This window comes from Gemmatimonadales bacterium (assembly GCA_035502185.1).
Classification (GTDB): domain Bacteria; phylum Gemmatimonadota; class Gemmatimonadetes; order Gemmatimonadales; family JACORV01; genus Fen-1245.
Genome location: DATJUT010000031.1, coordinates 181,170 through 196,380, shown reverse-complemented (window position 1 = coordinate 196,380; position 15,211 = coordinate 181,170). Strand labels below are relative to the sequence as shown.

11 protein-coding genes are annotated in these 15,211 nt (G+C 70.2%); 8 read left to right on the top strand and 3 right to left on the bottom strand.

The annotated features are described in order from the left end of the window. Positions 1-168: 168 nt before the first annotated feature. Together VMF70_04610 and VMF70_04605 are read left to right on the top strand one after the other, a co-directional pair. The gene (locus tag VMF70_04610) at positions 169-1,812 is read left to right on the top strand and encodes an Ig-like domain-containing protein (protein ID HTT67288.1); all 1,644 of its coding nucleotides are present in this window, start codon (positions 169-171) and stop codon (positions 1,810-1,812) included. Between the two features lie 170 nt (positions 1,813-1,982). Further along, complete coding sequence (locus VMF70_04605) at positions 1,983-4,319, top strand: M14 family zinc carboxypeptidase (protein HTT67287.1); 2,337 nt, start codon at positions 1,983-1,985, stop codon at positions 4,317-4,319. 10 nt (positions 4,320-4,329) lie between these two features. Here the strand turns inward: VMF70_04605 and VMF70_04600 are convergent, their stop codons facing one another. Then, a complete protein-coding gene (locus VMF70_04600; GenBank protein ID HTT67286.1) occupies positions 4,330-4,617 on the bottom strand; it encodes a metalloregulator ArsR/SmtB family transcription factor in 288 nt (95 codons plus the stop codon). A gap of 13 nt (positions 4,618-4,630) precedes the next feature. Beyond that, the gene (locus VMF70_04595; protein HTT67285.1) at positions 4,631-6,655 is read right to left on the bottom strand and encodes an aconitase family protein; all 2,025 of its coding nucleotides are present in this window, start codon (positions 6,653-6,655) and stop codon (positions 4,631-4,633) included. Between the two features lie 74 nt (positions 6,656-6,729). Here VMF70_04595 and VMF70_04590 point away from each other — a divergent pair, with 74 nt between their 5' ends. The 5 genes from VMF70_04590 to VMF70_04570 all read left to right on the top strand — a co-directional run bounded on the left by VMF70_04590 (position 6,730) and on the right by VMF70_04570 (position 10,584). Further along, a complete protein-coding gene (locus VMF70_04590) occupies positions 6,730-7,656 on the top strand; it encodes a hypothetical protein (protein HTT67284.1) in 927 nt (308 codons plus the stop codon). 101 nt (positions 7,657-7,757) lie between these two features. Then, positions 7,758-8,828 (top strand): hypothetical protein, encoded by a 1,071-nt coding sequence (locus tag VMF70_04585; protein ID HTT67283.1) that lies wholly within the window; start codon positions 7,758-7,760, stop codon positions 8,826-8,828. 57 nt (positions 8,829-8,885) lie between these two features. Next, positions 8,886-9,602: a helix-turn-helix domain-containing protein gene (locus VMF70_04580; GenBank protein HTT67282.1), complete on the top strand. Its 717-nt coding sequence runs from the start codon at positions 8,886-8,888 to the stop codon at positions 9,600-9,602. 26 nt (positions 9,603-9,628) lie between these two features. Further along, positions 9,629-9,991, top strand: coding sequence for an Hpt domain-containing protein (locus VMF70_04575; GenBank protein ID HTT67281.1), 363 nt, complete (start codon positions 9,629-9,631; stop codon positions 9,989-9,991). 62 nt (positions 9,992-10,053) lie between these two features. Continuing rightward, a complete protein-coding gene (locus VMF70_04570) occupies positions 10,054-10,584 on the top strand; it encodes a helix-turn-helix domain-containing protein (protein HTT67280.1) in 531 nt (176 codons plus the stop codon). 35 nt (positions 10,585-10,619) lie between these two features. On the opposite strand, the gene lon is transcribed toward VMF70_04570, so the two are convergent. After that, positions 10,620-13,043 (bottom strand): endopeptidase La, encoded by a 2,424-nt coding sequence (gene lon, locus VMF70_04565; protein HTT67279.1) that lies wholly within the window; start codon positions 13,041-13,043, stop codon positions 10,620-10,622. Between the two features lie 235 nt (positions 13,044-13,278). On the opposite strand from lon, the gene VMF70_04560 reads away from it, so the two are divergent. After that, a complete protein-coding gene (locus tag VMF70_04560) occupies positions 13,279-15,195 on the top strand; it encodes a protein kinase (protein ID HTT67278.1) in 1,917 nt (638 codons plus the stop codon). Positions 15,196-15,211 lie beyond the last annotated feature (16 nt).

Sequence of the window (15,211 nt, the reverse complement as noted above, 5' to 3'; positions counted from 1 at the left end):
TTGGCCGCAGGAGCGTTGGCCGCGTTCGTGCCGACGCTGCTGCTCGCCCAGCAACGCCCGGCGCAGCCACCGGCTCAGCCCGCCAAGCCTCCAGCGCAGCAGCCGGCTCAGCGCCCTGCGGCCGCGCCCGCGCAGCATCCGGCGCCCGCACCGGTAGTCAAGCCCGCCATGCCCGCCGCTCACCGCGAAGGCAGCTGGGAGTTGAGCGCGGGCGCCGGCATTCTGTACTTCGACAAGAAGCTCAGCCCTGCTAGCCAGGTCGTGCCCGGCGGCGCGCTCCGGCTGGGGTACCACCTGAACAAGAGCTGGGACATCAGCGTCGGCTCGGGTGTCGGCTTCGCCTCCTCGTCGGGCGCGACGCCGTCCCTGACGTTCGTCCAGCCCTTCGCGGCCCTCACCTGGACGCCGGACATCAACAAGGTCACCAGCCCGTTCCTGACCGTCGGCGCCAGCGGCACCTACGCCGCCGCCAGCGGCACCCACGTCACGGCCCAGTACGGCGGCCATGTCGGCGTCGGCGTCCGCCACATGATCGGCGAGGCCGTGGCGCTCCGGATCGAGGGCCGGATCGGGTACGAGAACTTCAAGGAGTCCGCCATCGGGTCCATCCCGACCGGCGCCGCCACCGTCGGCCTGTCCTGGTTCCTCGGCGGCCGCAAGGTCCTGACCCGCGTCAACGTGACGCCTGGCGTGGCCACGCTGACGTCGCTCGGCCAGACCCAGCAGCTCGCGGCCCGGGCGCTCGATCAGAAGGGCAACCCGATGACCGGCAAGGTCATCCGCTGGACGAGCAACAACCCCGCCGTGACGGTCTCCGCCGCCGGCGTGGTGACAGCGGTGCGTGACGGCGCCGCGACGATCAGCGCCACGAGCGAGGGCGTCACGGGGACGACGAACGTGACCGTCGCCCGGACGGCCGCGGCCGTGGCGGTGACTCCGGCGATGGCGACGATCAACGCGATCGGCGCCACCCAGGCGTTCACCGCAGCCGCGCGTGACGCCAACAACAACCCGCTCAACGCTCCCACGTTCACCTGGGCCAGCAGCGATACGAAGGTGGCGACGGTGGATGCGGCGGGCGTCGTAACGGCCGTGGCCAACGGTACGGCCCGGATCACGGCGACGTCCGGCAGCAAGAGCGGCTCGGTGAACGTCACGGTTGCTCAGACGACCGCGACGGTCGCGGTCACTCCAGCGACCGCTCAGATTTCCGCCGCCGGCGCCACGGCGCAGCTCTCGGCGCAGGCGATGGATGCCAACGGCCGGCCGATCGCAGCCAGGACCTTCACCTGGACCAGTGATGCGACGGGTGTGGCCACCGTGAGCCCGACCGGGCTGGCGACGGGCGTGGCGAACGGCGCGGCGCACGTCACCGCCGCCGTGGACGGGAAGAGCGGGAGCGCGACGGTCACCGTCGTCATCGCTCCGAAGGGTGCTCCGCCCGTCGAGTTGCCGACGCTGCCCACCGCGGGCGCGGCCATGATCCTGAAGAACGTGACCTTCCGTCCGAACCGCGCGGTGCTGCTGCCGGCGGCAATGGCGGACCTCGACAAGATCGCGATCGCCATCCAGGCGACCTCGAACGCGAAGTGGGAAGTCGCGGGCTACACCAGCAGCGTCGGCACCGCCGCGCGCAACCTGCGCCTCTCTCAGCAGCGCGCGAGGGCCGTAGTGACGTATCTGGTGAGCAAGGGCGTCCCCGCCGCCTCGTTGACGGCGGTCGGCTACGGCGCGGCGCATCCTGTGGCCAGCAACAAGACGGCCGCGGGCCGCGCCCAGAACATGCGCGTCGAAATCAAGCGGCTGCAGTAGTTCGTCGCGCGTAGATCGGCACCGGCGAGCCCCGTCCCGGAACATCGGGACGGGGCTCGTCGCTTCCTCGCTCGATCGGGGTGGTCCCCGCCGACACACCCGCTTAGTTTCGAAACCCATCCCGGCTGATCGGATCGGGCTCCTGGTCCCCCCTTCCGGGATCCACCGCCATGCGCCGTGCCGTTCTCGTCGCCTGCGTGACGCTCGCCGCCGCGGCTCCTGCCGGGGCCCAGCGTCTCGCCGTGCCCACGCCCGCGTCGGTGCTTGGCTTCGAGCCAGGCACCGACCGCCGGCTCGCGGACTGGGACCCCGTCGTCGCCTACTTCCGGGCGCTCCAGGGGGCGAGCGATCGGGTCGCGGTCCGCGAGATCGGGCGCACCACCAACGGCGCCCCCTTCATCGTCGCGTTCATTTCAAGTCCGGCCAACCTCGCCCGACTGGGGCCGCTGGGCGCGATCCAGCGCTTACTGGCCGACCCACGCCAGCTCCGCAGCCCGGCCGCCGTCGAACGGCTCGTCCGGCACGGCCGGGTGTTCGTGCTCGTGACCTCGGGGATCCACTCCACCGAGGTCGGTGGCTGGTTCACGCCCCTGGAAGTGGCGTACCGGCTGGCCTCCGGAACGTCGGCGGAGATTCGCGCCATTCTCGACCGCACGGTCGTCATCCTCGTGCCGTCACTTAACCCGGACGGGGTCCCGATCGTCTCGCACTGGTACGCACAGACGCTCGGCACCCCCGCCGAGGGCACCAGCCCGCCGGAGCTCTTCAATCGCTACAGCGGGCACGACGACAACCGCGACTGGTACGCTTTCACCCAGGTCGAAACGCGGCTCGTCGTCGACAGCCTCTACGACGTATGGCACCCGCAGGTCACGCTCGACCTGCACCAGCAGGGGCGGAACGGCCCCCGGATCTTCATTCCGCCGTATCTCGATCCCGTCGAGCCCAACGTCGATCCGTTGCTGGTCGCGGGCGACAACGCCCTGGGCCTCGCCATTGCGTGGCGCATGACGGCCGACGGCTTCAGCGGCGTCGCGGTCAACGCGTTGTACGACGCGTGGTCGCCGGGCCGGGCCTTCCAGCATTACCACGGAGCCGTGCGCATTCTCAGCGAGACGGCGAGCGCCGACCTGGCCAGCCCGATCACGGAGTCGGTGGACAGCCTGCGAGCGGCGCCCGGCGTCGACCCGCGGGTCGCCAGCTGGAACCTCGTGGCGCCCTGGCCTGCCGGCAGGTGGGGCCTCGCCGACATCGTCCGCTACCAGACGGCGAGCACGATGGCCCTGCTCGCCGCCGTGGCAAACGACCGCGAACGTTGGCTGCGAGACGGGCTGCAGGTGGCCGAGCACGCCGTGCACGGCTGGAGTGGCTGGCCGTACGCGTTCGTGATTCCGGCCGCGGGACAGAACCCCCTCGCCTTGAGCACGCTGCTCGAGATCTTCCGCCATGCGCAGGTGGAGGTGCGGGCCGCGCTCGGCTCCTTCACCATCGGCCGCGAGCGGTTCTTTCCGGGCAGCTACGTCATCCTGCTCCGACAACCCTACGCGGCCTTCGCCAAGGCGGTGCTGGAGCGACAGACGTATCCGGACCTGCGTGAGTACCCGGGCGGCCCCCCGCGACGCCCGTACGACGTGACCGCACATACGCTCTCGCTCCTGTTGGGCGTGCGCGCGCTCGCCGTGGCCGAGTCCCTGCCGGTCGCGCTGTCGGCGCCGATCACCGCGGCGCCGCCCTCGTTCACGGCGCCCGGGCTGTCGAGCGAGCCGTCGGCATTCCGGCCCGGAGGCGCGGCCCCGCGAATCGGCGTCTACCGCTCGTACGCGGCCCCGGACGACGAGGGCTGGACCCGCTGGGTCTTCGATACCTGGAAGATCCCGTACTTGGCGCTTGCGGACTCCGAGGTCCGGGCCGGCAAACTCGGGGACCGGTTCGACGCCGTCATCCTGCCGAGCCAGGAGCCTGCGGCCCTGCTGAGCGGCCTTCCCGCCGACCGTTATCCGGCGCACGTGGCGGGTGGCATGGGGGCGGCCGGCGTGCAGGCGCTGCGCGACTTCGTCGATGGTGGCGGGACCCTGATCGCCCTCGACCAGAGTTGTGACTTCGCCATCGGGGCACTGGATCTGCCGGTCTCGGACGCCCTGCTGGATCTCTCGCCGCAGGACTTCTACGGCCCGGGGAGCATTCTGCGCCTGCTCCTCGACCCCGACGACCCGTTGGCGGCCGGCATGCCGAATCAGACCATCGCGTGGTTCGAGGACGGGCCCGCGTTCGAGGTACGCGATCCACTGCGAGTGCGCGTCGTGGCACGGTATCCGGACGAACCCGGTGACGTCCTGCTGTCGGGCTGGCTGCTCGGCGCCGCACGACTGGCGGGCAAGGCGGCAATGGTGGAGGTGCGGCGGGGCCGCGGCCGGGTGATCCTGTTCGGCTTCCGGCCGCAGTATCGCGGCCAGAGCCTTGCGACCTACCCGCTCCTGTTCAACGCCATCAGGAGCGCCCACCGCTGACAGGGTGGACTTACAGGGCAGCGACGGCGCGCTTGAGCGCGGCGAAGGCCTGTTCGTTGAGGCAATAGCAGACCCGCGGCGGCTCGACCTCGCCGACGATCAGCCCCGCACTCCGCAGGACCTTGAGGTGCTGGGAGACCGTGGACTGCGCCAGCGGGAGCTGGTCGACGATGTCGCCGCAGGTGCACCGCCCGCGCTGCGCCGCCAGATAACGCACGATGGCGAGCCGGGCGGGGTGGCCGAGCGCCTTGCACTGCTTGGCCAGGCGCACGCCCGAATCGAAGCTGGTCGCCGCCACCCTTCCTCCCGCTTCAGGCCACGCCGGCCGTCGAGGGCTCGGGCTCCCAGGCGGTGACGTACCCGGCCAGTGCGGACGCCGCGACCGTGTACGGCGAGGCGAGGTAGAGCTGTCCGGGCCCCGAGCGCCCGGGAAAGTTCCGGTTGATCGCCGAGATCGTGACCTCGCCCGTGCTGCGCGACACTCCGGGGCCGGCGTTGATGCACGCGCCGCACGAAGGCTCGATGAACGTCGCGCCGACCTGCGCGAACACGCGATCGTAGCCGCGGGCCTGGCAGTAACGATACACCTCCTGCGAGCCGCACTGGATGTAACAGCGCACCCACGGCGCCACCCGCTGCCCCCGCGCGGCGGCCTGGCCGAACACGCGCGCGTACATGTCCATGTCTTCGCGCTTGCCCGCCGTACAGGAGCCGGCGTACGCGATGTCGATCTTCACCGGGTCGCCGAGCTCCCCGATTTCCCGCCCGTTGCCGGGGTCGCCCGGAAGGGCGATCATCGGCTTGAGCGCCGACGCGTCGATCTCGATCTCCTTCACGTACTCCGCCCCGGGGTCGGAGAACAGGCCGGCGCAGAGCCGCTCCGCCTCCGCCCGCTCCAGCCCACGCTGCTCGACCAGAAACTCGACCGTCCGCCGGTCGGGCGCGATGATGCCGGTGAAGGCGCCCACCTCCGCCGCCATGTTGGTCATGGTGGCCCGTTCGTCGACGCTGAGGTCTGCGACGACCTCGCCGCAGTACTCGACCACCTGGCCGATCGCGTCCCCGTTCTTCACGTACGGGTGGCGCAGCAGCTGGAGCATGATGTCCTTCGCCGTGATGCCGTCCGGCTTGCGCCCCCGTACCACCACCCGGAACGACGGCGGCACCTGCACCCGCACGTCGCGGGTGATCCAGCTGTTGAAGACGGCCGTGGTTCCCACGCCGAAGGCCACGCACCCCACGGCACCCGCGTGGGGGGTATGGGAATCGCTCCCGATGATGATCTGGCCCGGCAGGGCGTGCGCCTCGAGGATCTTCGAGTGACAGATCGCCTCCGACCCGAGGCGGCCGAGCCCCAGCTCGCCGTACAGCTTCACGCCCTTCGAGGCCGCGAACTCCCGCTGCTTGACCTCCAGTTGGTTGGCGACGTCCAGGAGACCCTCGGCGATTCGCTCGGGGGTCATCGCATCGCGCAGGAAGGTCAGGTGGTCCCGGAAGAAGAAGATGGACGACGGGTCGTTGAGGGGCTCGTCGGCGCCGAGCAGTTGCTCGAAGAAGATCGCCGCCATCGGCGTCACGTACTCGTGGCTGAAGCGGATGTCGGTGACGACGAATCCCTCGTCGCCGGGGGCCGCGGCCGGTATGCCGACTCGCCCCGCCGCGGCGTCGACGACCCAATGCCGCGCGAAGATCTTCTCCGCGATCGTCATCGGCCGCGGGCGCGTAACCACCGCGGGCACGCGCACCACGCCCTGGAGCCGCGCGACGTTGTAGTTGAACAGCCCGCCGAACTCGATGATGTCGCGGGTGATCTGGCCCTCGCCCGCCGTGAACAGCGACAGCGGGATCGGGTGCCCGCCGCGGACCCGCTCCAGCACGGAGAAGTCCGTGGTCGTCAGGATGCCCAGGTTCTGGCAGTTCTCGCGGTAGATCCGCTCGATGCTCTCGCCCACCACCAGCTGAATGCCGGCGCGCATCTCGGCGTAGGGTGACTGCTCGCGCGACGACCCTTTGCCGCGGCGCTTGCCCGCGGCCGAGGCGACGAACCCCCCGCGCTTCACCGCGCCTCGCCCGATCGGAAACGCCTCGCCGGCCTTGAGGCCGAGGTAGGGGAACTCGCCCAGTGTGTCGTCGAAGTAGTAGCAGATGTACGCCGGCGTGATCTCGTCGGTGGAGATGTTGTCGCGGAGCTTGACGCGGGTATTCCAGTCGAGATCCTCGCCCGCAAGCTGGCGCGTAATCAGGTCCGGATCCTCGGTGAGGTAGAGGATGCGGCCCGACAGCCGGACCTGCTCCGGCCGGCGCGCCACGCGGCGCGCGAGCAACGATGTCGGCATGCAAGAAAGATCGGCGGCCCCCGCACCGCGGGCAAGGATTGCCGTCGCGCGCGGGCCGCGGGTAGACTGCGGCGGTGCGATTGCGGCTGGGGATTCTCGTCGGCGGCCTGGCGCTCGCTCGAACCGCCGCCGCGCAGAACGCGGTGCGGCTGGCGCTCGTGGATACGGCCGTCTTCCTGGCTCCACGACTGGTCGAGAGCTCGGGCGTGACGCCCAGCACGCGCCGGCCAGGGGTGGTGTGGACGCACAACGACAGCGGCGACGAGCCGCGGCTCTATGCGACCGACTCGGCCGGTGACGATCTGGGCTCCATTCTGGTCACCGGCGCCCGCAACGTGGACTGGGAGGACCTGGGCGGGGGCCCGTGTCCCGGTACGGTCGCCCGCTGCCTCTATGCCGCCGACATCGGCGACAACCGACACAGCCGCCGACAGGTCGTCCTGTACCGGGTCGAAGAGCCCGAGCCGCCGCGCGGACCCGGAGACACGCTTCGGTCCGTGCCCGTGGAGGCGGCCACCACTCTACGCTATCCCGACCACCCGCACGACGCCGAGGCTATCGTCGTCGATCCCGCAGCACGCGTGTTCATCGTCACCAAGGAGGCGTTCGGACGGCCCCTCATGTTCCGCGTGCCTCCGAGGACCCGGCCGCAGCGCTCGGGTGAGGTGGATACGCTGCTCCTCGTCGGCCCGCTCGATGTCGCCCCAAACCTGGCGCTGCTGCGGGTCGTTACCGGCGCCGCCGTCTCTCCCGACGGCGCCACGCTGGCGGTGCGGACCTACTCGACCCTGCACTTCTTCCGGCTTCGGGGCGACTCGCTGCCCGCTCCACTGACGCCCGCCGGCGGGCTCACCATCCCGTTCGTGGAGCCCCAAGGAGAGGGCGTGGCGTTCCTCGCGGCGGACCTGGTCGTGCTCACGTCGGAGCGCGGGAGCACCGCACACGGCACCATCGCGCGAATCCGCGTGACCGGGCTGCCGCTTGCCTCTCGGGGGCCCTAGCTTGGCGTCGGACGGACTTGTAAGTTTGGCGGCCAATTGAGACGGACGTCGCAACCTTCCGGGAGGCGAGCCTGACCCTTCCCACCTCGCATCGCGTCCCCGTGTCCTGGCTGCTCCAGTACGGCTGCCCTGCCATCCGGTACCGCACGCTCACGGAAATCGTGGGGAGCTCAGACTCGGCGCAGCTCGAAGCGCTGAGGCCGGAGCTCGAGGCATACCCGCCCGCCCGGCAGATCGCCAAGAAACAGAAGGACACCGGAGTGTGGGGGGGCAACCTCCTCGGCGTGTCGCCGAACAAGGCCGCCGGCATCAAGGACGTGGGCACGATCCACCAGTACCGCCGGCTGGTGGAGCTGTGTTGGCCTCAGGACAGCCGCCCGCTCAAGCTGGCGGGGAGACTCCTGTACCGCCTGTTGTCCCGCGACAGTGATCCGAAGCTGCTGTTCGAGTTCCAGAAGTTCGGCGCGGCCGAGCCCGGCGTCGAGCCGTGGATCAGGGAGATCGTGCGAGAGGCGGCGGCGGCGGCCCTCGCTCACGTGGGGAACGGCGACGACCCCAGAGTCCGCGGGGCCGCCCACAAGATCGCCAACGCGGTCTCTCAGTTCCTCCGCAGCGAGCTGGTCGACGACCCGCTGGTCAAGACGTCGCAGGGCTGGGTGCTCAGGCCGGGAGCCTATCCACCGACCCTCTTCTCGGTCACGTTGCTCGCGATGCTGCCCGCCGTGCAGCGGGAGCGCGCCGGCCTCGTCGAGCGGCTCGGCAGCTACCTGGCGCAGCCGGCCACCAAGAAGAGCTTTGGGGTAGCGGCCGGGAAGAAGGTCCTGAAGCCGTCGTTCGTCCTGCTCGGCGATCCCCTCAAGGTGGCCGCCTCCGGCCAGCCCGACGATCTGCCCTTTGCGCTCCACTGGATGGAGATCCTCGCCCGCCTGGGCGTTCTCCAGCGCTCTGCCACCGCGACCCGCGTCTGGGCCCGGTTGCTCAAGGACTGCGACGACCAGGGTGTGTGGACTCCCAAGAACCTGCGTGCCATCCCGAGGCGGATCTCGCCGTGGTCGTACCACGCGTTCCCGCTGCAGGCGGACGCCCGGACTCCGGAGAGCCGGCAAGCGGACGTCACCTTCCGGATGTCCCTGATCTCGCGCTTGGCCGGTTGGGAGATCGCGAGCGTGTGACGGGCTGGGTTGTGAGATAGGTTGACCGCCGCAAAAGTAGTAGCTATTGCTACTACTGTGGATGAGCTGGTTCGATTCGGCTTCACTCAAACGGAGAGCAGGGTCTACGTCGCCCTGCTGCGAGTGTCTCCAGCTACCGGCTACACCGTCGCCAGGGAGGCGGCGCTGGCCCGGGCGAACACCTACGGTGCGCTCGAGACCATGGCCGCCAGAGGGGTGGTCACGCGGCTTCCAGGCAGCCCGGCACGCTGGGTTGCCGAGGACCCCGACGCCCTCATGGGTCGGCTGGGGCACGAGTCTCAGCGGCGGCTGGAACGGCTGGCGCAGCAACTGTCCGCGGTGGAGCGACGCGGCGCACAGGCCGCTCGCGCCAACGTCGAGCTGCTTGGGGACCGATCGGCCGTCCTGGACCGGGTGAGAGCGTGCGCCCTCAGCGCCCGGGATGAACTGCTGGCAGTGGTGGGGCCGTGGGTCTCGGAGGTCTACGCGGATCTTGGCCAGGTCCGCCACGCGCACGCCGCGGAGCGCCTGCTCTCGCTCGGCTCGCCGGCCCCTGCGGGCGCGCTCGTGCGATCCGTGCCCCCCGGCGAGATTGAGTCCTACTGGGGCGGCTTGCCGATCGCCATCGTCGCGGACCGACGCCGCGCCGTCTGTGCCCTCGAGAACCGCTCCGGCACGACCGGCGTCGCGACGAACCACCCTGCGGTTGTCCCTTTTGTCCGCCATCTGCTTCGCCGCGAACTCGCCTCGGCGGCGGCGCAGGGTAGGAGCTGAGGCGGAAATCCAACCGGAGGGCCATCGTGGCCCCTGACGCCGACGACCCGCTCGCCGAGCAGTTGCGGCAACTGCGCCGCGAGTACTTGGCCGACTCCCTCAAGCGCGTGGCCGAGCTGAGAGGGCTGCAGGCTGCGCTCGCTGCGGATCCGCGGGCCGCACTCGTCCAGCTCAGGCAGGCCTTCCACCGTTTGGCTGGCTCCGGTGGCTCCTATGGCTTCCCGGCTGTAAGCGCTCGAAGCCGCGACGGAGAGGCCTTGACCCAGCGCCTGCAGTCCGCCGGCAGCGAGCTTACGCCGAAGGACCTCGCCGCCATCGGAGAGTGCATCCGTGACATTGACGGCGCGTTCGCCCAGGCCAGGGCTTCGTTGGAGTCAGAGTCGATGTAGCGGCTTGACCGGCTACGGGAGTCGGTCTACGTTCCGGTGTCAACCGTCCAGTTGAGGGGCGAATGGCGCTGGGTAGTGAACGCCCTCGGCGGGCTCGGATCCTCTCGGCAGCCGAGGTGGAGTTCGCCGCGCATGGCTTCGCTGGCGCGCGGGTGGATCGGATAGCCGCGGCCGCCGGCGTAAACAAGCAGCTGCTGTTTCACTACTTCGGTTCCAAGGCCGGTCTTCACAAAGCTGTCGCGGAAGCCGTCGCCACCCGATTGGACTTCGAGTCGGTCGGGCACGGCACGCCGGCGGAGAGAGTGCGGGAGCTGGTTCGACGGCTTGCCGCTGCAACGCCGCAGCTAGGAGCTCTGCTGGGCGACGACACGCGGTCCCGAGCCGTCAGGGCCGCCGTGAGGATCCTCGAGGACGGTCAGCGATCCGGGTACTTCAGGGACGACATCAATCCGGAGCCCGTGGCCGAGGTCGTCGTGGCGGCTTCACTCGGCCGACACCGGGCAGGCGGAGCGTCGGAATCGGCGACCGGCGGGGCGGGCGACTTCGAGGGCACTGTCGCCCGGATGGTCGCGGACTACTGCACCTGGCGATAGCGTGTCAACTGGATGGTTGACGCCGGAGTTCGGTCCTAGCGCGCTCTGACCGAGAGGAGTTCGTCCACGGCCTTGGCGTCTTGGCTGCGCAAGGCGATGGCGAGCACCTCGTCGAGGGTGGCGACCGGATGGAATGCGAGGTTCTTGCGGACCTCTTCCGGCAGGTCTTCGAGCTCTGGCTCGTTCTCCTTTGGCAGCACGATTTCCAGAATACCGGCTCGAGCCGCACCGAGCACCTTCTCCTTCAGGCCGCCAATGGGAAGGACCTTGCCGCTGAGGGTCACTTCTCCGGTCATCGCCACGTCGTGCCGGACCGGCCGCTGCGTCATGGCGCTAACCAGGGCCGTCGCCATCGTGACGCCCGCCGACGGGCCGTCCTTCGGGATGGCGCCTGCAGGAACGTGCACGTGCACCTCGCGGTCCTTGAGCGCCTCCTCCCGCACTCCCAGCACGGACGCGTGGGTCTTCGCGTAGGTCAGGGCGGCGCGTGCCGACTCCTTCATGACGTCACCCAGATGCCCCGTCAGGACGAGGTCGCCCTTGCCCGGCATCAGCGAGGCTTCGACGAACATGATGTCGCCGCCGGTCGGGGTGTAGTACATGCCGGTGGCGGTTCCGATGGCGTCGCTGGTGGCGGCCCGTTCGGGTCGAACCTTGGGCCGGCCCAGCTGCGAGCGCACGTCCTCGCCGGTGAGCACGATGCGCTCTCCGCCGTCCGTCGCCACCCGTCGTGCGATCTTCCGCGCCAGGCGGCCCAGCTCCCGCTCCAGCTGCCGCACGCCCGCCTCGCGCGTGTAGCCGCCGACGATTTCGCGCACCGCCGAATCCTCGATCACCAGGCGCTCGGGGGTGAGGCCGTTCTCCTTCAGCTGCCGCGGCACGAGGTACTGCCGCGCGATGGCCAGCTTCTCCAGCTCGGTGTATCCGGTGAAGTCCACGGTCTCGAGCCGGTCGAGAAGCGGTGCCGGGATGTTCTGGAGGAAGTTCGCCGTTGCGATGAACAGCACCTCCGACAGATCGAACGGCACGCCCAGGTAATGGTCCGTGAACGAGTCGTTCTGCGCCGGATCCAGCACCTCGAGCAACGCCGCCGCCGGGTCGCCCTGGAACGAGACGCCGAGCTTGTCCACCTCGTCCAGCAGGAACACCGGGTTCTTCGTGCCCGCCTGCTTCATGCCCTGGACGATCCGGCCGGGCATCGCTCCCACGTAGGTGCGCCGGTGGCCCCGTATGTCCGCCTCGTCCCGCGCTCCACCGAGCGAGATCCGCACGTACTTCCGCCCCATCGCGCGGGCGATGGACTTGGCGATCGAGGTCTTGCCGGTACCGGGCGGACCCACGAACAGCAGGATGGGGCCTTTCGCGAGCACCTTGTCGTCGGCCTGGCCCGGCGTATCGGCCTGGGCCGCGGCCCGCTCCTGCTGCTCGTCCCGGTCCCGCAGCTGCCGAACCGCCAGGAACTCGAGCACCCGCTCCTTCACGTCGTGCAGGCCGTAGTGGTCCTCTTCCAGCACCTGCTCGGCGCGCGCCAGGTCGAGTGAGTCCTCCGAGCGCGCGTTCCAGGGCAGCTCCGCGATCCACTCGAGGAAGGTCCGGATGACCTGCGCCTCCATCGAGTCCTTGGACGTGCGTTCCAGCCGGCCCAGCTCCCGCTCGACTTCCTTCTGTGCCGCCTCCGGCAGCTCCAGCTTCTGGAGCTTCTCGCGCAGCGCCGCCGCGTCGCGATCGTCCTCGCTCTCGCCCAACTCCCGCCGGATCGCCTTGAGCTGTTCGCGCAGGTAGAGCTCCTTCTGGCGCTCGCCCAGCTCCTCCTGGACCTGCGACTTGATGTCTTCCTGCGCGTCGGCGACGTCGATCTGCCGTTGCACCAGAATCAGGACCCGGCGCAGCCGCTCCTCGACGGCCAGTGTCTCCAGGAGCGCCTGCCGCTCCGGGGTCTTCACGTCGAGGTAGCCTGCCACCATGTCGGCGAACCGGCCGGCGTCGGTGACCGAAGCCACCACCTGCTGGACCATCTCTTCCGGCAGGCCGCTCTTCTGCCCCAGCTCGGCGGCGCGCTCCCGCGACTCCTTGTAGAGTGCGAGGAACGCGGCGTCGTTGCTGTCGGGTGGAGCCTGGTCGTCCACCTCGCGCACCACGGCCTCGAGATAGCCATCGTGCTCGGAGAGGTGAACGGCGCTGGCGCGGGCCTCACCCTGCAGCAGAAGCTGCACGCCGGCCAGGCCGCGCTGCATCTGCCCGATCCGCGCAATGGTTCCCATCGAGTACAGATTCTCGAGGCCGACCTGCTCCGTGTTCTCCCGCTGCGCAACCGCGAAGATCAGCCGTCGCTCCGACTTGAGCGCCGCCTCGATCGCGCGCAGCGTCCCGGGCCGGCCAGCGCTGATGGGCGTGGTCACCCCCGGGAACAGCACCATGTCCCGAAGGGGCAGCAGGGGTAGGCTCAACCGCTCGGTCATTCGATCCTCACGCATACGTTCTACACCGTGGGCCGTCCAATCCCGTTCCTGCAGGGCACCGATCGTGCCACGGCACGGCCACACCCTCGTGCCATTCTGGCAGCACAATGGAACCGGCGCGGTTGCCTGCGCGTCGCCATGACGCAGCGTCCGGCCAGTTGGCAGTCCACATTGTAGTGTTGCCACGCCTCCTGGGCAGCGCTAATCTTTCCGCGGCTATGAACCCCGTTCGTCCTTGAGCCACCCCGAAGCCGACCGCGCCCTCGAAGCCCGTCTCTCGGCGGCCTTCGCCGGCGCCTACACGCTCGAGGGCGAAATCGGCCGCGGCGGCATGGGCGTGGTCTTCCGCGCCCGGGACGAGAAGCTCAAGCGGACGGTGGCCGTCAAGGTCCTGCCGCCGGAGCTGGCGTTCCGCCGCGACATCCGCGCCCGCTTCGTCCGCGAGGCCGAGACCGCGGCCCGGCTCTCCCACCCGAACATCGTGCCCATTCACAGCGTCGGCGAGTCCGACGATATCGTGTATTTCGTGATGGGCTACGTGGACGGCGAGTCCCTGTCGGTGCGGATCAAGCGCCGCGGTCGCCTCTCCATCGAGGAAGCCCGGCGCATCATGCGCGAGACCGCCGACGCGCTGGCCGCCGCGCACCAGCAAGGGGTGATCCACCGCGACGTCAAGCCGGACAACATCCTCCTCGAGGGCACGCGCGGGCGGGTGATGGTGACGGACTTCGGCATCGCCAAGGCCCTCAGCGCCGAGGGCGGGACCCTCACGGACACGGGCATCGCCATCGGCACGCCGGCCTTCATGAGCCCCGAGCAGGCCGCCGGCGAGCGGGTCATCGACGGCCGTTCCGATCTGTACTCCCTCGGCGTGGTCGCCTACCAGATGCTGGCCGGCGAGCTGCCGTTCCAGGCGCCGACCGTTCCCGGCCTGCTGATGAAGCAGATCGGGACGCCGGCGGTGCCGGTCGAGCGGCTCCGGCCGGACGCACCGCGAGAGCTGGCGCTCACGGTGATGCGCTGCCTGGAAAAGGACCCCGAGGATCGCTGGCCAACGGCGGACGCGCTGCGACGCGCGCTCGAGACGAGCACGTACGCGCCGCCGGCGGCGCGCCCGGGCTCGCGCCGGTCAACCCCCGCGGAGCGCCCTCGAGACCTCCCGGCGGCCGGCCCGCCGGATGCCGCCGGCTGGCTCGCGGAACGCCGCAGCCGGCAGGCGTCGCGCATCGAACGCACACGGGACCGGCTCGAACGCCGCCTGAGCAAGGCCGACCGCAAGCTCGAGCGGCGGGCCGAAGAGGACCGCGAGGTCGCCCAGCGCGCGGCCCAGACCGGCGAGCCGCTGATGGTGGTTCAGCTCCGCCACCGGATGGCCCGATACGCTTCGGTCATCGGACCGCTGATGCTGATCAACATCACGTTCGCCGGCGGGATCGGGCACCCGTGGTTCCTGTTCCCCGCGCTCTGGATGGGCTGGAGCCTGGCGCGCGACTACTCGCGCCTGTGGACGGCCGGCTATTCCTGGCGGGACGTGCTGCACCGGCCGCCGGCCCCGGACGCGCTGGAGGCCAAGACGCATCGGGCCGACTCGAATGCCGCCGGAACGCCGGAGGAGTTCGGCTCGCAGGCCGCCGGCATCGAGCAGGCGGCGCGCGACCGCTCGGCAATTCTCGGGATGCTGGAGCGAATGCCGAAGTCCGAGCGGAAGATGCTGCCGGACGTCGGACCGACCGTCGACCAGCTGCTCGGCCGGGCTCGCGACCTCGCGCGGACGCTCGCGGCGCTCGAGCGCGACATCGACACGGCGGCGGAGCACAAGATCGAGGCCCGCATCGCCGCGCTGGAACAAGAGTCGGCCTCGTCCGACCGCGACCGGCGCATGAGCCTCCTGCAACGCCAGCGCCAGACCGTCCACGATCTCATCGCGCGTCGTGCGGCCCTCGAGTCCCAACTCGAATCCTGCCTGCTCGCGATGCAGAACGTGCGGTTCGACCTGCTGCGGCTACGCTCCGCCGGCGTCGCCGAGGCGCTCGGCGACCTCACGCAGGCGACTCAGCAGGCGCGCTCGCTGTCCCGCGACGTGGATGCCGCCGTCTCCGCGGCCGTGGAGATACGCAAGCTCACCGGACGCGAGATCGGCCCCGAAGCCTGACCCCGTTCGCTCGCCC

Bases quoted from the DNA above. Each gene is read 5' to 3' on its own strand.
- VMF70_04610 (HTT67288.1), top strand. From the start codon at position 169: ATGCCCGCCGCTCACCGCGAAGGCAGCTGGGAGTTGAGCGCGGGCGCC.
- VMF70_04605 (HTT67287.1), top strand. From the start codon at position 1,983: ATGCGCCGTGCCGTTCTCGTCGCCTGCGTGACGCTCGCCGCCGCGGCT.
- lon (HTT67279.1), bottom strand. From the start codon at position 13,043: ATGACCGAGCGGTTGAGCCTACCCCTGCTGCCCCTTCGGGACATGGTG.
- VMF70_04570 (HTT67280.1), top strand. From the start codon at position 10,054: ATGGCGCTGGGTAGTGAACGCCCTCGGCGGGCTCGGATCCTCTCGGCA.
- VMF70_04595 (HTT67285.1), bottom strand. From the start codon at position 6,655: ATGCCGACATCGTTGCTCGCGCGCCGCGTGGCGCGCCGGCCGGAGCAG.